The sequence below is a fragment of the Halopiger xanaduensis SH-6 genome (genome assembly GCF_000217715.1).
GTDB lineage: Archaea > Halobacteriota > Halobacteria > Halobacteriales > Natrialbaceae > Halopiger > Halopiger xanaduensis.
Window position 1 is genome coordinate 1,965,925 of the sequence record NC_015666.1, and the last position, 14,617, is coordinate 1,980,541.

At 68.0% G+C, this 14,617-nt stretch carries 14 protein-coding genes; 7 read left to right on the forward strand and 7 right to left on the reverse strand.

Going from position 1 to position 14,617, the window contains the following annotated elements:
- Positions 1-16 precede the first annotated feature (16 nt).
- On the reverse strand, positions 17-667 hold the full coding sequence (locus HALXA_RS09600) for an SDR family oxidoreductase (RefSeq protein ID WP_013880147.1): 651 nt from the start codon (positions 665-667) through the stop codon (positions 17-19).
- 206 nt (positions 668-873) lie between these two features.
- Between HALXA_RS09600 and HALXA_RS09605 the strand changes: the two genes are divergently transcribed.
- Positions 874-1,920, forward strand: coding sequence for a phytoene/squalene synthase family protein (locus HALXA_RS09605; protein ID WP_013880148.1), 1,047 nt, complete (start codon positions 874-876; stop codon positions 1,918-1,920).
- Between the two features lie 33 nt (positions 1,921-1,953).
- Here HALXA_RS09605 and HALXA_RS09610 read toward each other — a convergent pair whose 3' ends face one another.
- From HALXA_RS09610 to HALXA_RS09620, 3 genes are all read right to left on the reverse strand, one after another.
- Positions 1,954-3,249, reverse strand: coding sequence for a hypothetical protein (locus HALXA_RS09610; protein ID WP_013880149.1), 1,296 nt, complete (start codon positions 3,247-3,249; stop codon positions 1,954-1,956).
- An 81-nt stretch (positions 3,250-3,330) separates the two neighbouring features.
- Positions 3,331-4,575 carry a pyridoxal phosphate-dependent aminotransferase gene (locus HALXA_RS09615; protein ID WP_013880150.1) on the reverse strand — a complete coding sequence of 415 codons (1,245 nt, stop codon included), beginning with the start codon at positions 4,573-4,575 and terminating at the stop codon, positions 3,331-3,333.
- A 57-nt stretch (positions 4,576-4,632) separates the two neighbouring features.
- Positions 4,633-5,493, reverse strand: a complete 861-nt coding sequence (locus HALXA_RS09620; RefSeq protein ID WP_013880151.1) for a 3-hydroxyacyl-CoA dehydrogenase family protein — start codon at positions 5,491-5,493, stop codon at positions 4,633-4,635.
- A 113-nt stretch (positions 5,494-5,606) separates the two neighbouring features.
- Between HALXA_RS09620 and HALXA_RS09625 the strand changes: the two genes are divergently transcribed.
- From HALXA_RS09625 to HALXA_RS09640, 4 genes are all read left to right on the forward strand, one after another.
- Entirely contained in the window at positions 5,607-6,644 is a 1,038-nt protein-coding gene (locus HALXA_RS09625) for an SGNH/GDSL hydrolase family protein (protein WP_013880152.1), read from the forward strand.
- A gap of 95 nt (positions 6,645-6,739) precedes the next feature.
- Complete coding sequence (locus HALXA_RS09630; RefSeq protein WP_013880153.1) at positions 6,740-7,504, forward strand: hypothetical protein; 765 nt, start codon at positions 6,740-6,742, stop codon at positions 7,502-7,504.
- Positions 7,505-7,763: 259 nt separating this feature from the next.
- Positions 7,764-8,603, forward strand: coding sequence for a class I fructose-bisphosphate aldolase (locus tag HALXA_RS09635; protein WP_013880154.1), 840 nt, complete (start codon positions 7,764-7,766; stop codon positions 8,601-8,603).
- A gap of 6 nt (positions 8,604-8,609) precedes the next feature.
- Positions 8,610-9,485, forward strand: coding sequence for a class 1 fructose-bisphosphatase (locus HALXA_RS09640; RefSeq protein ID WP_013880155.1), 876 nt, complete (start codon positions 8,610-8,612; stop codon positions 9,483-9,485).
- Positions 9,486-9,530: 45 nt separating this feature from the next.
- Here HALXA_RS09640 and HALXA_RS09645 read toward each other — a convergent pair whose 3' ends face one another.
- Both HALXA_RS09645 and HALXA_RS09650 read right to left on the reverse strand, forming a co-directional pair.
- Positions 9,531-9,755 (reverse strand): hypothetical protein, encoded by a 225-nt coding sequence (locus HALXA_RS09645; protein ID WP_013880156.1) that lies wholly within the window; start codon positions 9,753-9,755, stop codon positions 9,531-9,533.
- Positions 9,756-9,825: 70 nt separating this feature from the next.
- Positions 9,826-11,001, reverse strand: a complete 1,176-nt coding sequence (locus HALXA_RS09650) for a hypothetical protein (protein WP_013880157.1) — start codon at positions 10,999-11,001, stop codon at positions 9,826-9,828.
- A 491-nt stretch (positions 11,002-11,492) separates the two neighbouring features.
- Here HALXA_RS09650 and HALXA_RS09655 point away from each other — a divergent pair, with 491 nt between their 5' ends.
- Both HALXA_RS09655 and HALXA_RS09660 read left to right on the forward strand, forming a co-directional pair.
- Positions 11,493-13,286 (forward strand): acyl-CoA carboxylase subunit beta, encoded by a 1,794-nt coding sequence (locus tag HALXA_RS09655; protein WP_013880158.1) that lies wholly within the window; start codon positions 11,493-11,495, stop codon positions 13,284-13,286.
- A gap of 252 nt (positions 13,287-13,538) precedes the next feature.
- Positions 13,539-13,889, forward strand: coding sequence for a hypothetical protein (locus tag HALXA_RS09660; protein WP_013880159.1), 351 nt, complete (start codon positions 13,539-13,541; stop codon positions 13,887-13,889).
- A 27-nt stretch (positions 13,890-13,916) separates the two neighbouring features.
- Here HALXA_RS09660 and HALXA_RS09665 read toward each other — a convergent pair whose 3' ends face one another.
- Positions 13,917-14,540, reverse strand: coding sequence for a GNAT family N-acetyltransferase (locus HALXA_RS09665; RefSeq protein ID WP_013880160.1), 624 nt, complete (start codon positions 14,538-14,540; stop codon positions 13,917-13,919).
- Positions 14,541-14,617 lie beyond the last annotated feature (77 nt).

The following is a 14,617-nucleotide window of genomic DNA, read 5'->3' on the forward strand; positions in this document are numbered from 1 at the left end:
TAGCGGGAACGCGACGCTATCCGTTCGTCCCGGCCGCCTCGAGCGCGTCCTCGATCGACTCGTCGCCCGAGAGGATCTCGAACGTCTTGCCGGAGACCGGTTCGAAGTCGATCGCGGTCACGAGCACGCGGGCGACGTCTTCGCGCGGGATGTCGCCAGATGCCATCTCGAGGCTGTCAGCGGCACGAAGCTCTCCCGAGCCATCCTCGGTCGTCAATTCGCCCGGACGGACGATTGTAGAGGAGAGATCGCTCTGCCGAAGGTACTCGTCAGCTTCGGCCTTCGCGATGAGGTAGTCCCGAAGGGCGTCGGGGCCCGATTCGGGGTCGTCGGCGCCCATCGAACTGAGCATGACGAACCGGTCGACCCCCTCTGCCTCGGCGGCGTCGATCAGGTTGATCGCCCCGTCGCGGTCGACGCCGTAGACGTCCTCGCCGTTCGAGCCCGCGGCGAAGACGATCGCGCCGCAGCCCTCGACGGCGGACTCGAGCGAGTCGGGCTCGGTCAGGTCGGCGACGACCGGTTCGCCGCCGAGCGACTCCATTTCGTCGGCCTGCGATTCGTCGCGGATCATCGCCCGCGGCTCGGCGTCGCGCTCGGCGAGCAGCCGCGTGACGTGCTGTCCGGTCGGACCGTGCGATCCGGCGACGAGTACGGTGTCGTTCATATGCACGGTTCGGTCCTGCTCAGAAAAGAGGTTTCCCCGGTCCGTGCCGGCACCCCCCGACGAAGGACCGGATCGGCGCGTCACGTCCGATTCTATCGTCGACGTATCGGTCGAGACGAGTATCGGTATCCCCGACATGTGTAGGTCGGCCTACATAAACCGACCACGGTATTTTTCCGGCGTGGCGACAAAGAAAACGCGAGTAGATGACCACCGGCCAGCACGATTGCACAACTGACGCCGACCTGGAGTGGTGTTACGACGCGGTTCACGGTGTTTCGCGGACCTTCTCGATCACGATCGACCGGCTCGAGGAGCCGATGTCCAGACACATCTGCGTGGGCTATCTCCTCTGCCGTGTTGCGGACACTATCGAGGACGCGGGCCACATTCCGCCGGAAACGCAGACCGACCTCCTCGAGACGTACGATCGGCTCCTCGATCCCGACGCGGAGCAGCCGGTGGACGCGTTCATGGACGAGGTCGAACCCTGGATCCCCGACGAGCGAACCGACGACTGGGAGGTCGTCGCCCAGACGCCCCGCGTCCTGCGCACCTTCGACTCGCTCGAGGAGGAACCCCGCGAGATCATGCGCGAACCCGTCCGCGAACTCGTCGACGGGATGGCCATGTTCACCGACCGCTACGCCGACGAGGGCGGGCTGCGCCTGCAGACGCTCGAGGAACTCGAGGAGTACTGCTGGTACGCCGCCGGCACCGTCGGCACCTTGATCACGGGGCTGGTCGCTCGCGGCGCCTCCGAGGAGCGAGCCCGGGAAATGCGCGACAACGCCCGCTCCTTCGCCCTCCTGCTCCAACTGGTCAACATCGCCAAGGACGTCGAGGACGACTACCGCGAGGAGAACAACGTCTACCTCCCCGCGGAGTGGCTCGCCGAGGAGAACGTCGACGCCGAGGCGGTGACCCACGAGGCGAACCACGGCGGCGTCACGAACGTCATCAAACGCGTCACGAACCGCGCGGAGACCTACCTCGACGACGCCCAGCGCTACCTCGAGATCGTGCCGGAGCGACACGGCAACCGCCTCTCGGCGTGGGCGATCCCCTTCCTGCTCGCGGTCGGGACGATGCGCGAACTCCAGAACCGGCCCGAGGACGTCGTCCGCGAGGGCGACGTGAAGGTGTCGCGAGCGGAAGTGTTCGCGCTCATCCAGCAGTTCGAGGACGGCGTCTCGCGCAGTCGGCTCGAGGAGTTGCGCCGGAAGATGGCGGAACAGCCGCTCCATCAGTAAGCTGCTCGAAACGCCTCGTGTTCTGTCCGATCCCTACATCGATCCGTCAGCCGGGTCTGCATCGGTCGCCAGGAGCCGGCCGACGAGTGCCAGCGGATAGCCGAAGACCGCGACCATCACGGCCCAGCCGACCAGGACGAACCAGAAGACGAACACGCCGAGTCCGGCCGGCGCGACGAACAGCGACAGCACGACGGCGCCGCCGATCAGGAAAATCGCCGTGAACGCGGCGAGAGCGAGCGGGACGACGCTCGAGCGACGCTCGGCGGCGTACCCCAGCGGGAGGAAGCAGGCGGCGGCCAGTCCGAACGGAAGCGCGGTCAGCGACCCCGGACCGCCGAGCACCCACAACAGCGCGCCGGTCGCCAGCGAGACGAGCGCCGCGAGGGCGATCACGCCGCGAGTGCTGCGGCGGCGGCCGCGGCGAACGGCGATCCCGAGCGCGGCGTACCCGACTCCCAACGCACTCAGCGCGCCGAGCGCGGGATTGAACGGCCGGCCGGTCGCGGCCGTGCTCACGACGACCAAGCCGACCGCACCGATCGCACCGACGCCGACGAGCAATCGCTCGAGCGCGGCGAGATCGAACGCGTCGCGGCCCCAGTCGACGCGACCGGCGGCGATTCCGGCGAACGCGAGCAGCGCACCCGGAACGAGGCCGGCGCGTACGCCCTGCTCGAGCGCGTCGGGACCGATCTCGAGTCCGATCGTCGCGTAGGCGCTCGCGGCGCCGACGAGCGCGGACTCGTCGCTCGAGCCGTACGTGACGTAGGTTCGGTCGCCGAACTCGCTCTCGCCGTCCCACGTCGCCGTATTCCCGTCGACGGTCGCCCCCGACGGATCGTTCGTCACGACGGTTCCCTCGGGCGTGTGGATCGTCACGCGGTCGGCCTCCAGCCAGTATCGATCCCGCGGATTCTCGAGCGCGAAGTAGTCGACGACTCGGGCGTCCCGAACGCCGGTCCGGGCGACGCTTTCGACGGCGTAGGTCACCGTGACGGTGCCGTTCTCGAGCGCGATCGTCCGGTCGACGCCCTCGCCGACGACGTGGTAGTAGGTCCCCGTCGGGTCGACTTCGCGCTCGAGGGCGGTGGCGTTCTCGCGGTACCGATCGGCGGCGGAGTCGTTCACGGGGACGCGCTCGATCCACCGGGAATCGCCGTCGCCGTCGACGTACACGTCGAGCGTCCCGGGTTCCGTCGCGCCGGGGACGCCGTCGGCGCAGCTACCGCAGAGCGTCGTCGGCGGGGGCGCGCCCGCGACGACGGCGACGGTTGCGAGCCCGATTAGACAGCAGAGGACGATCGCGGCGAAGCGGGGACGGGCCATCTCTTCGGCGTTCGAATGTCAAATACATAAAATTTTGCCGCCGTTCTCATTATCGGCTCTCGGCCGGTCGCGCGGCGTCGATCACTCGTCGTCCGGTTCGGTCCGAACCATCTCCTCGAGCCGATCCAGTCCCGTCTCGAGCCGCGCCATATCGTTCGCGAAACTGAGCCGGAGGTGGCCCTCGCCGCCGGCGCCGAAGGCCGTTCCCGGCGCCGCGACGACCTCGTGATCGTAGAGCAGTCGCTTCGCGACTTCGGTGCTCGAGCCCTCGAGCGCGCTCATGTCGACGAACGCGTAGAAGGCGCCCTCGGGTTCGGCAGCGGCGACGCGGGGGATCGACTCGAGGCGGTCGACGACGTAGTCGCGGCGCTCGCGGAAGGCCGCCTGCATCTCATCGAACGGCTCCTGCGGGCCGGTCAGCGCCTCGATGGCGGCGTACTGGGCGGGCGTGTTCACGCAAGAGGTCGTACTCTCGTGGATCGTCTCGACCTGCGAGAGGACGTCTTCGGGGCCGGAGAGCCAGCCGACGCGCCAGCCGGTCATCGCGTAGGTCTTCGAGCAGGAGTTGATCGAGAGCACCCAGTCGTCGCGCTCGTTGCGCTCGGCGAGGCTGACGGCGCGGGGCGGCAGCTCCTCGTAGGCCAGTTCGCGGTAGACCTCGTCGGCGATCACGTAGGCCCCGCGGTCGGCCGCGGCCGCGACGACGCGCTCGACGGCCTCCGCGGGGAACACCCGGCCGGTCGGGTTCGACGGCGAGGTCAGCAGGACGGCCGCGGTGTCCGGTCCGATCGCGTCGACGATCCGCTCGGGGTCGGGCTCGAACCCCTCGTCGGCGGGCATCGGCACCTCGACGGGAACCGCGTCGGCGAGTTTCGCCTGCGAGATCGGGTTCGGCCACGCGGGCGTGGGGACGACGATCTCGTCGCCGGGGTCGGCGACCGCGTGGATCGCGAGGTGCAGCGCCTCGACGCCGCCGTTCGTGACCACGATCTCCGAGTTCGGGTCGACGGGACGGTCCCGCTCGCTCGAGAGCGTTTCCGCGATCGCTTCCCGGAGTTTCGGCATCCCCGCGTTCGAGGTGTAGTTCGTCGCCCCGTTCCGGGCGGCCTCGACTGCCGCCTCGACGACGTGGTCCGGCGTGTCGAAGTCGGGTTCGCCGAACTCGAGGTGGACGAGGTCGCTGTCGGCCGTCTCGCGTTCGTACTCGGACGCGAGTTCGAACATCACGCGAATCTGCTGGGGCTCGATCTCGCGGACGCGTTCGGAGAGCCGATCCGCTTCGGGTTCGGTTTCGGTATCGGTGTCGGCGGCGGACGACCGGGTCATTGCTCGAGACGAGGACGGTGAGCGGCAAGAAGATTCGGAGTCGAGGCCGGTCGGCGATTACTCGTCCTCGTACTCGTAGAATCCCTTGCCGGTCTTCTTCCCGAGGTCGCCGGCTTCGACCTTCCGCTTGAGCAGGTAGGCGGGCTGGTACCGGTCGCCGAGTTCCTCGTGGAGCGTCTCGGAGGCGTGCAGGCAGACGTCCAGACCGATATGGTCCGCGAGCCGCAGCGGCCCCATCGGGACGTTCGTCCCGAGTTCCATCCCGCGGTCGATGTCGCCCTTCGCGGCGACGCCCTCGTCGAAGGCGCGGATCCCCTCGTTGATCCACGGCATCAGGATGCGGTTCGTGACGAAGCCGGGCTTGTCGTCGGCCTCCCAGGTCGTTTTCTCGAGGTCTTCGGCGATCCGGTGGGCCAGATCGGTCGCTTCGTCGCTCGTCTTCTCGCCGACGACGACCTCGACGCCCTCCATGATCGGGACGGGGTTCATGAAGTGCAGGCCGATCACGCGTTCGGGATGCTCGAGGTCGGCGGCGATCGACGTGATCGAGAGCGTGCTCGTGTTCGTCGCGAGCGGGACGTCGTCGTCGCAGACGCGCTCGAGATCGGCGAACACCTCCCGCTTCACGTCGAGATCCTCGAGGACGGCCTCGACCACGAGATCGCAGTCGGCGAACGCCTCGAGGTCCGTCGTCCCCTCGATTCGCCCTCGGATCGTCTCGGGGTCCTCCTCGAGGTCGTCGCGGTTTTCGAGTCGCTCGAGGCTCTCCCGGATGCTCTCGAAGCCGCTCTCGACGAACTCCTCCTCGACGTCGCGCATGCGCACGTCGTAGCCGCCGGTGGCGGCGACCTGTGCGATGCCGCTGCCCATCGTCCCCGCGCCGACGACGCCGATCCGGTCGATCTGATCGCGTACCATACCGCGCGTTCGACGGTGTGCGTGGTAAACGTGGGGGCTGGGGCCGGTCGGGGCCGCTCGAGCGTCCCCGCAGCGGCGCCAGACCTATAAGCGATTGCGAACGTCGGTAGCGCATGCAACGAGACGGCATCCAGTTCCACAACGTCGCCGAGGCCCGACCGGCCGAGGACCGAGACGGTCTCCTGCTGCAACGCGTTCCGGAGGCGATCCGGCGCGAACTCAACGAGGGCGCGCAGTCGCGGATGCGCCACCCCGCGGGCGTCGAACTCCGGTTCGTCCCCGACGGCCCCGCGTCGGTGACGCTCTCGACGGTCCCCGGCGGCAGCGCCTCGGAGGAAACCGTCCGGGTCTTCTGGGGCCCGATCCAGGGCTCGACGGCGGTCGTCGTCGGTTCGGAGCCGACGACGATCGAGGTCGAACCCCCCGAGAAGCTCGCCGACCTCGAGCCGTCGGCCCGCGAGGACCTCGCGTTCGATCCCCGCGTCTGCCGGATCCGGCTGCCGGGCGAACACCGCGGCGGGCCGACGGTCTACCACGGCCTCGAGGGCGACGTCCGTCCGCCTCGCGAGGACGAGTTGCCCGACCGACGCTACCTCGCCTACGGAACCTCGATCACCGAGGGCGAGGCCCCGTCGGCGGAGCACCTGACCTACGTCGGACAGACGGCTCGGCGGCTCGACGCTGACCTGATCAATCTCGGCTCCTGTGGCACGGCCTACTGCGACGCCGCGATCGCGGACCACATCGCCGCGCGCGACGACTGGGACGTCGCGACGCTGTCGATCTCCGTCAACATGGTCGGCACGTTTTCCGCCGACGAGTTCCGGGAACGAGCCGCGCGGATGGTCGAGTGCGTCGCGAGCGCCCACCCCGAGAAGCCGGTCGTCCCGATCACCATCTTCCGGAACGGGTGGGACGTCAGCCAGGGTGCCAGCGAGTCGGGCGACGCCGACGAGTGCGAGCGGTTCCGCGAGGAACTGCGCGCGGTCGTGGATCAGACGCCCCACGACAACGTCCACCTGCTCGAGGGGCCCGAGCTGCTGCCGACGATCGAGGGTCTCACGACCGATTTGGTCCACCCCGGCGACAACGCGATGATCACGATGGGCGAGCACCTCGCGGCGGAACTCGAGGCGCTGCTCGAGGCGTAACAGGACGTCTCGAGCGCTCGCGCATTCGACGCCGAGAACGACGGGACAAGTTTCAAGACCGGACGGTGAGAGCTACCGATAACCGGTGGAATTGCGTGAGTAAGAAAGAGGTCGTCAGCGACACGGGTGTGGACGTGGGGAGCGCCGACGAGAGCGACGACGGCAGCGGCGAGCCCGTCGATATCGGTATCGGGATCAAGGTCGATATCGACCCCGCGGCCGTCGACGCCGACCACGTCGAGCTCACGTACGACGAGGACGAACTGCTCGAGGCCGACGCCGACACTGACGCCGGCCCGTTCGACGACTCGGCCGCCGCCGACGGCGAGCGAGGGCGCGAGCTCGAGGCCGACGAACGGGCGGCCCTCGAGGCGGCCGACGTCGACCCAGATGCCGTTCTAGAGAAGGAATACTCCTACCGAATGCTGCTGGACGAGGGCGTCGCGGAGTCGACCGCCGACGCCCTGCGCCGGCGGTTCTCTCTGCCGTGGTCGTTCGAGGGCGACGGGGACGACGACCTCGAGCGCCGCTCGAACGAGATCCGCGGCCTCGGCGCCGCCGAACGGGAGTGGATCGCCGTCAGCGGCGACGAGGAGTGGCAGGCGTTCGAGTACGAGGCCGTCAGCGAGAGCACCGACGACCGTTCGGACGCCGAGGACGACGAACGTCCGTGGCCGCGACCGACTCCAATTACGGCCGTCACCGGCGTCGGGCCCGACGACGCCGAGACGCTGGCCGAGGCCGGGGTCGTCTCGGCGGAGCGGCTGGCGACGATCAACGCCTTCGAGGTCGCGAAGGCGCTCGACCTGAACGTCCTGCACGTTCGGACGTGGCGGCACAACGCGCGGGAATTGCTCTGATTTCTGCCCAGTCGGTTTTCGTTCAAAACTCGTCTCGAGGCCGAGTCCGCCGCTCGAGCGATACTGACACTCGAGCGGCGGCGAGTAACCGAATCGACGTTCGCGACCAGATTCTACGTAACTCGAGAGTTACCGACGGGTAGCAGATCGCTTTCGGATCGGGCCAAAATCGCTACCCGAGACGCTTACTACTAAAATAAGTAATTTCGATAATTTGGATCACCAGAGATTTATACTCGCCTGTTGGACGATTCATCAGATGCTTCCCATCGACGACTCCCCGATCGTCCGCGACGGCAAATCACTGATTCTCGCGATGGACCACGGGCTGGAACACGGACCGGTCGACTTCGAGGAGGTCCCCGAGAAGCTCGACCCGTCGACGGTCTTCGAGACGGCGACCCACGACGCCGTCACCGCGATGGCCGTCCAGAAGGGGATCGCCGAGGGGTACTACCCGAGCTACGAGGACGACGTGAACCTGCTGGCGAAGCTGAACGGCACCTCGAACATGTGGATGGGCGAACCCGACTCGGCGGTCAACTGGTCGGTCGACTACGCGGCCGAGGTCGGCGCCGACGCGATCGGCTTCACCGTCTACAGCGGGTCGAACCACGAGGTCGAGATGTTCGAGGAGTTCCGCGACGTCCAGGAGAAGGCCCGCGAGTACGACCTCCCCGTCGTCATGTGGTCCTACCCCCGCGGCCAGGGGCTGAAAAACGACACCAAGCCGGGTACCATCTCCTACGCGACCCGCATCGGCCTCGAGCTCGGGGCCGACATCGCGAAGGTCAAGTACCCCGGCGACCCCGAGGCGATGGCCCACGCCTGCAAGGCCGCCGGCGACATGAACGTCGTCATGAGCGGCGGCTCGAAGACCTCCGACTACGACTTCCTCTCGACTGTCGAGGCCGCCGTCGACGCCGGTGCTAAGGGCCTGGCCGTCGGCCGCAACGTCTGGCAGCGCGAGGACCCCACGCGGATCCTCGACGCCCTCGAGAAGGTCATCTACGAGGAGGAATCCGCCGAGGCTGCGCTCGAGTCGGTCTCCGACGAGGACGAGGAGCCGACCGACGCGGCGGTCGAGGCGGCCGAATAGCGACCGATGACGGTCTCCGATCCGGTCGTCGAGTCGGTCGTCGCGACGATCGGCCGCTCGGCGACGGAGATCCGCCAGGGACTAATCGGTCGCCGCGGCGCGGTCGAGGAGTCCGAGAATCCGACCGGCGACACCCAGCTGGAGGCCGACGTCTGGGCGGACGACCTGCTCGGCGACCGCCTCGCTTCGCTCGAGGGCGTCGGGCAGTACGCCAGCGAGGAGCGCGCCGAGGTCGTCGACTGCGGCGGCGATCCCGAGGCCGACGACGGCGTCTACGCGGTCGCGGTCGACCCGCTCGACGGCTCCTCGAACCTCGAGTCGAACAACGCGATGGGGACGATCTTCGGCGTCTACGACGCCGCCCTGCCGGCCCGGGGCGAGCGGCTGGTCGCCGCCGGCTACGTGCTCTACGGACCGATCACGACGCTGGTGATCGCGACCGAGGAAACGGTCGCCGAGTACGAGCTGACCGGCGGCGAGCGCCGACTCGTCGAGCGCGACCTCGAACTCCCAGAAGACCCGGTCGTCTACGGGTTCGGCGGTCGCGTTCCCGACTGGCCCGCCGACTTCGAGTCGTACGCCCGCGAGATCGAACGGGAACTGAAACTGCGCTACGGCGGCGCGATGATCGGCGACGTCAACCAGGTGCTCACCTACGGCGGCATCTTCGGCTACCCCGGTCTCGAGTCCCGTCCCGAGGGGAAGCTCCGGCTCCAGTTCGAGGGGAACCCGATCGGCTACGTCGTCGAGCGGGCGGGCGGACGCTCCTCGAACGGGGACCGGTCGCTGCTGACCGTCGATCCCACGGAGATTCACCAGCGGACGCCGGTCCACGTCGGCAACGGGGACCTGATCGAGCGCCTCGAGGACGCTCTGGCGTAGGCGCCCGCGTCGCGGTTCTTTTCGGGGGAATGGCAAACCCGCCGCTCAGCCGCGCTTCGTCCAGGCCGCCGTGACGGAGACGTAGCCGCCGACGCCGAGCAGCAACAGCGCGTAGAACAGCCACCGCGGCCACGCGGTCTCGAGGAACAGCACCGTCAAGAAGACGACCCACAGCGTCACGACGAGGAGGTCGGCGCCGAGGCGAGCGACGGCGCGGACGGCCGTCTCGGCGCCGGACGTGGATCGGGTTCGGGTGGCATCGTCGCTCACGATCGATCGCCTCCGGTGGAATTGTCGGGAGCAGACGGCTCGAGACGGTCGCGGGTTCTGGTTCGGTGCATTAGAAGTGATACCCCTGCGTTTCGGTCAGTCGGTAGGCGCTGATTCCCCAGACGTAGCTCTGTCCGGGCCACCAGGTCCGGGCGTTGTTGAACCCGGCGACGAGCACGTCGTCGGGTTCGCCCTCGGGATCGGGATAGTAGCTGACGGAGCCGCTGTCGCCGTCCGTCAGGTCCATCTCGCCGCCCCAGCGGATCTGGCCGCGGCGACAGGACTGCTCGGTGAAACACGTCACGGCGTCGACGCCCTGGATGCGTCCCGTCGTGTGGCCGGTCAGTGCACCGACCTTCTCGAGGTGCTCGTCGCGCGCCGCGAGGTACGCCAGGCCGTACTTCGTGAGTTGCCCCCGGACGCGGACCGGCGACGGTGCGTCGATCCAGCTTGTCGGTTCGTACGCGCCGGTCGGTTCGACGGTCGCGACGTCCTGGAGCTGGTGAATGCGGTTGACGGTACCCAACCTGACCGTCTCGCCGCGCTGGGTCGGCAGCAGCAACTGCTCGCCGTCGGCTTCGTCGCCCTCGAAGGCGTGGGCGGCGGTGACGAAGAACGATCGCTCGCCGTCGGGGTGGTACAGCGCCGGGGCCAGCGTCGCCATGCTCGAGGGCGTGTGGCAGGCGAATCCGCTCGGCGGGCCTGCGCCCGTGATCCCGTCGGCAATCCGCGGCTCGGCGTCGATCGCGTCCGGGCCGACCTCGATGTCGTCGATCTCGAGGATCGACTCGGTGTCGATCGAAACGTCGTCGGCGAACTCTCGGATCGCCTCCGGAACGGAGTTGCTGTCGCTCGAGACGCCGACGGAGACCGATGCGGTGCCGCTTTCGGGCTCGCCGGGGACGACCGCGCTGCCGAGGTACCCGGTGAAGGCGACGCGAGCGAGCAGATCGTTCACCTCGAAGGCCTTCTCGACGGCGGCGTACCAGTCGGCGGGGACGGTCGTCGTCCGCTCGGTCAGCGAGAACGGATCCGACGGATCCTCGCGGACCAGCGCGGTGACGACCGGCACCTCACCGTCCTCGGCTTCGAGGAAGTCGTCGACGCCGAGCCAGCGGGCCGTGCCGACTGCGAAGCCGCCGCTGACGAGGGTGCGAACGAACTCGCGACGATCCATCCCCGACTCGACGCGATCGCGAAGCGTCGCGAGCCGCCCGCCGGGACGGTCTGATTGCTCCTCTGACATACCCTCGAGACCGGTGCCGTGTAACGCTGCACCCCGTTACGTCAAAGCTAATGTTCACGTACACGGGGTATTCGGGAGTTACTCGAGCTACGACGATATCGAGGATAGCGATTCTGCCTGCACGTGCGATGCGCCGGACGGCCTGCGGGTGCCGATATACCCGGCCGCGAGGGACGCGATGGACGACCGCGTACCGATACCTGTCGGCCTACTAACCACCCCGTTATAATGGGCGAACGGGTGAACGCGAGCGTTGGTGTGAGCGGCCGGCCCACGAGAAACTGTCTCCGTGTTGGTGACCACGGAGGCGACGACTCCCGACCGGTTCGCGCCGTCTCCCCGACACGCGATCCTCCTCATCCGTCCGCTCCTCGACCGCCGACCGCGGTGATCGACGCGGCGCGAACCGTTCTTCTCTGTGTCTTTCCGTTCGTTCTCTCCCGCTACGAGCGCGCGCTGGTTTTTTGCGACGGGCCGCCCCATACTGTGGCATGAGAGTCCGTATCGCACCGGGGGCGACCGACGACGAGGCGTCGGCGATCGCCGCCGCGCTGGCCGAGCACCTCGGTGCTGCGGTCGAAGTCTACGTCGGGAACGCGGACGAACCGGCGGCGGTTCACGAGCACGACTCGAATGGGTCGGGACGCGAGTCGATAGGTGAGACCGAGGCCAGCGCCGCGATCGCCGACGGAAACGATGACGACCTCGGTCCCACCGAACGCGAACAGCGCCTCCGCGCGGAGATCGAGGACATCCTCGAGGGCGGTCCCGAGAAGTACCGCGAGCAACTCCCCGAGGAGGGCAAACTGTTCGTTCGGGACCGGCTCGAGCTGTGGTTCGGCGGCGAGGACGACGAGTTCCTCTTCGAGGACGGCAAGTTTGCAGCGTTCGACGACTGGCATCCCGACGGCGCCGGCGAGGAAACGGACGACCGGCTCCCGGCGGACGGACTCATCACCGGCGCGGCGACCTTCGAGGGGCGGGACGTCCACTTCATGGCCAACGACTACACGGTCAAGCGCGGCAGCATGGCCGCGAAGGGCGTCGAGAAGTTCCTGCGGATGCAACAGCGCGCCCTGAAGACCGGCCGCCCCGTCCTCTACCTGATGGACTCCTCGGGCGGCCGAATCGACCAGCAGACCGGCTTCTTCGCCAACCGCGAGGGGATCGGGAAGTACTACTACAACCACTCGATGCTCTCCGGGCGCGTCCCGCAGATCTGCGTCCTCTACGGGCCCTGCATCGCCGGCGCCGCCTACACGCCCGTCTTCGCGGACTTCACGATCATGGTCGAGGGGATGTCCGCCATGGCGATCGCCTCGCCGCGGATGGTGCAAATGGTAACGGGCGAAGATATCGACCTCGAGGAGCTGGGCGGTCCGCAGGTCCACACTCGCGAATCCGGGTCGGCGGATCTCGTCGCGGAGGACGAGGAGCACGCTCGAGAGCTCGTCGCCCGGTTGATCACCTACCTGCCGGACAACGCCGACGAGACGCCGCCGCGACGGGAGGGGGTCCCGCCCGAGAAGTCGCCCGCCGGGATCGACGCCGTCGTGCCTCAGCGACCGAACAAGGGGTACGATATGACCGCCGTCATCGAGCGGGTCGTCGACGAGGGATCGTACTTCGAACTCCAGCCGGAGTACGGCGCGGAGATCGTCACGGCCTTCGCCCGGATCGACGGCCGCCCGGTCGGCATCGTCGCGAACCAGCCGGCCAAGCGCGCGGGTGCGATCTTCCCGGACGCCGCCGAGAAGGCCGCGGGATTCATCTGGAAGTGCGACGCGTTCAACGTGCCGCTGCTGTACCTCTGTGACACCCCCGGCTTCATGGCGGGCTCGGGGGTCGAGAAGGAGGGGATTCTGGAGCAGGGCAAGAAGATGATCTACGCCACGTCGGCGGCGACGGTGCCCCAGCAGACCGTCGTCGTCCGCAAGGCCTACGGCGCCGGCATCTACGCGATGGGCGGGCCGGCCTACGATCCCGAGAGCGTCATCGCGCTCCCCTCGGGCGAGATCGCCATCATGGGACCGGACGCGGCGATCAACGCCGTCTACGCCCGCAAGCTCGCCGAAATCGACGACCCTGAGGAACGCGAGCGTCAGGAGCGGGAACTGCGCGAAGCGTACCGCGAGGACATCGACGTCCACCGGATGGCCAGCGAGGTCGTCATCGACGAGATCGTCCCGCCGAGCACGCTCCGGGAGGAACTCGCCGCCCGGTTCGCCTTCTACGAGGACGTCGAGAAGTCCGTGCCGTCGAAAAAACACGGGACGGTACTGTAGCGAACCTCGAAGCGGCGCGCTCGCCATCGGTCTGCGAGCGGGCTCGAGCCGGGTTGGAGCCGAACCTACCACATTTCGTATCCGTATTACCCGCCGTTGACTCGGGTATGCCTCGTTTTCCGCCGCGGTTATCGCCGCTTAAATCGACCGCGACCGCCGCTACGGTTGTCATAACAATACACGGTGTGCTGGAAGCCGCGGGTGTTCCGGCGCTCCGATGGCCCCGGCCGGTTCGACTCCGGCGGAGCGTCTATGGGTTCCGACGCCCCGTACTGGCACCACCGGCTCCCCGTCGACGTCACGTCGCTCGGGTTCGAGCGGCTGCTGTGGGTCGTCGTCGCGATCGCGCTCGTCGGCGACGTCGCGACGACGTTCGCCGGGCTCTACCTGGGGCTGTCCGAATCGAATCCGGTCGCCCGCGGCGCGATCGACGGCTACGGGCTCGGCGGGATGCTCGCCCTGAAGGGGTTCGCCGTCGGCGTCGCCCTCCTCTGTCGGCCGCTGCTGCCGCAGGTCTACCGGCCGATCATCCCGGCCGGCCTCGCGCTCCCGTGGACGGTCGCCGTCTGCATCAACCTCTACATGATCTCGGTCGTCGCCTGACCGCGATTCGGTAACCGTTCTCACCCCTTAGTCGACGAACTCCACGGCGACGTCCGTCGAGTGTGCCTCCCACTCCGCCCGTGAAACGCTATAGCGGTAGCAGTCGACCGGATCGCCGTTCAGGACGACGTGGTTCCAGAAGCGACCCTCGCGGCTGCCGCCGTAGGCCTCGACGTACTTCTCGATCGCGCGGTTCGACCGCTCGTTGTCGACGTGGGCCGCGACGGCCACCAGCTCGAGGTCGAGCCGGTCGAAGGCCAGTTCGACGAACGCGGCGGCTCGCTCGCCGGAGTAGCCGCGGCCCCAGAACCGCTTGCGGAGCCAGACGCCGAGCGTCATCGTCCGTTTCTCCCAGTTGATCCCGAAACCGCCGGTACCGGCGATCTCGCTGGCCCCGTCTTCGTCCTCTCGAGGGCGGATCACGTACGACGCGCCGTCGTTCGACTCGTACTGCTCGCCCATGTGCTCGAGGAACTCGAGAGTGTCCTTCGGGGTCTCGTGGGGATCCCAGGTGAGGTACTCGGTGATCGCCTCGATGTCGGGATCTGACGAGCAGATGTCGTACAACTCGAGCGTGTCGACCGACTCCGGTCGCAATGCCTCGAGTCGCAGGCGGTCGGTTTCGATGGTTTCGGGGAGCACATCGCCCATGCCCGTCGTGTCGACCGGTTGAATAAAAGTCGTGCTGGTGGTACGTGAAGCATCCGCATACGGGAATTCCGGGGTGC

Coding starts and splice junctions, on each gene's coding strand:
- HALXA_RS09600 (WP_013880147.1), bottom strand. CDS start 667: ATGAACGACACCGTACTCGTCGCCGGATCGCACGGTCCGACCGGACAG.
- HALXA_RS09605 (WP_013880148.1), top strand. CDS start 874: ATGACCACCGGCCAGCACGATTGCACAACTGACGCCGACCTGGAGTGG.
- HALXA_RS09610 (WP_013880149.1), bottom strand. CDS start 3,249: ATGGCCCGTCCCCGCTTCGCCGCGATCGTCCTCTGCTGTCTAATCGGG.
- HALXA_RS09615 (WP_013880150.1), bottom strand. CDS start 4,575: ATGACCCGGTCGTCCGCCGCCGACACCGATACCGAAACCGAACCCGAA.
- HALXA_RS09620 (WP_013880151.1), bottom strand. CDS start 5,493: ATGGTACGCGATCAGATCGACCGGATCGGCGTCGTCGGCGCGGGGACG.
- HALXA_RS09625 (WP_013880152.1), top strand. CDS start 5,607: ATGCAACGAGACGGCATCCAGTTCCACAACGTCGCCGAGGCCCGACCG.
- HALXA_RS09635 (WP_013880154.1), top strand. CDS start 7,764: ATGCTTCCCATCGACGACTCCCCGATCGTCCGCGACGGCAAATCACTG.
- HALXA_RS09640 (WP_013880155.1), top strand. CDS start 8,610: ATGACGGTCTCCGATCCGGTCGTCGAGTCGGTCGTCGCGACGATCGGC.
- HALXA_RS09650 (WP_013880157.1), bottom strand. CDS start 11,001: ATGTCAGAGGAGCAATCAGACCGTCCCGGCGGGCGGCTCGCGACGCTT.
- HALXA_RS09655 (WP_013880158.1), top strand. CDS start 11,493: ATGAGAGTCCGTATCGCACCGGGGGCGACCGACGACGAGGCGTCGGCG.
- HALXA_RS09660 (WP_013880159.1), top strand. CDS start 13,539: ATGGGTTCCGACGCCCCGTACTGGCACCACCGGCTCCCCGTCGACGTC.
- HALXA_RS09665 (WP_013880160.1), bottom strand. CDS start 14,540: ATGGGCGATGTGCTCCCCGAAACCATCGAAACCGACCGCCTGCGACTC.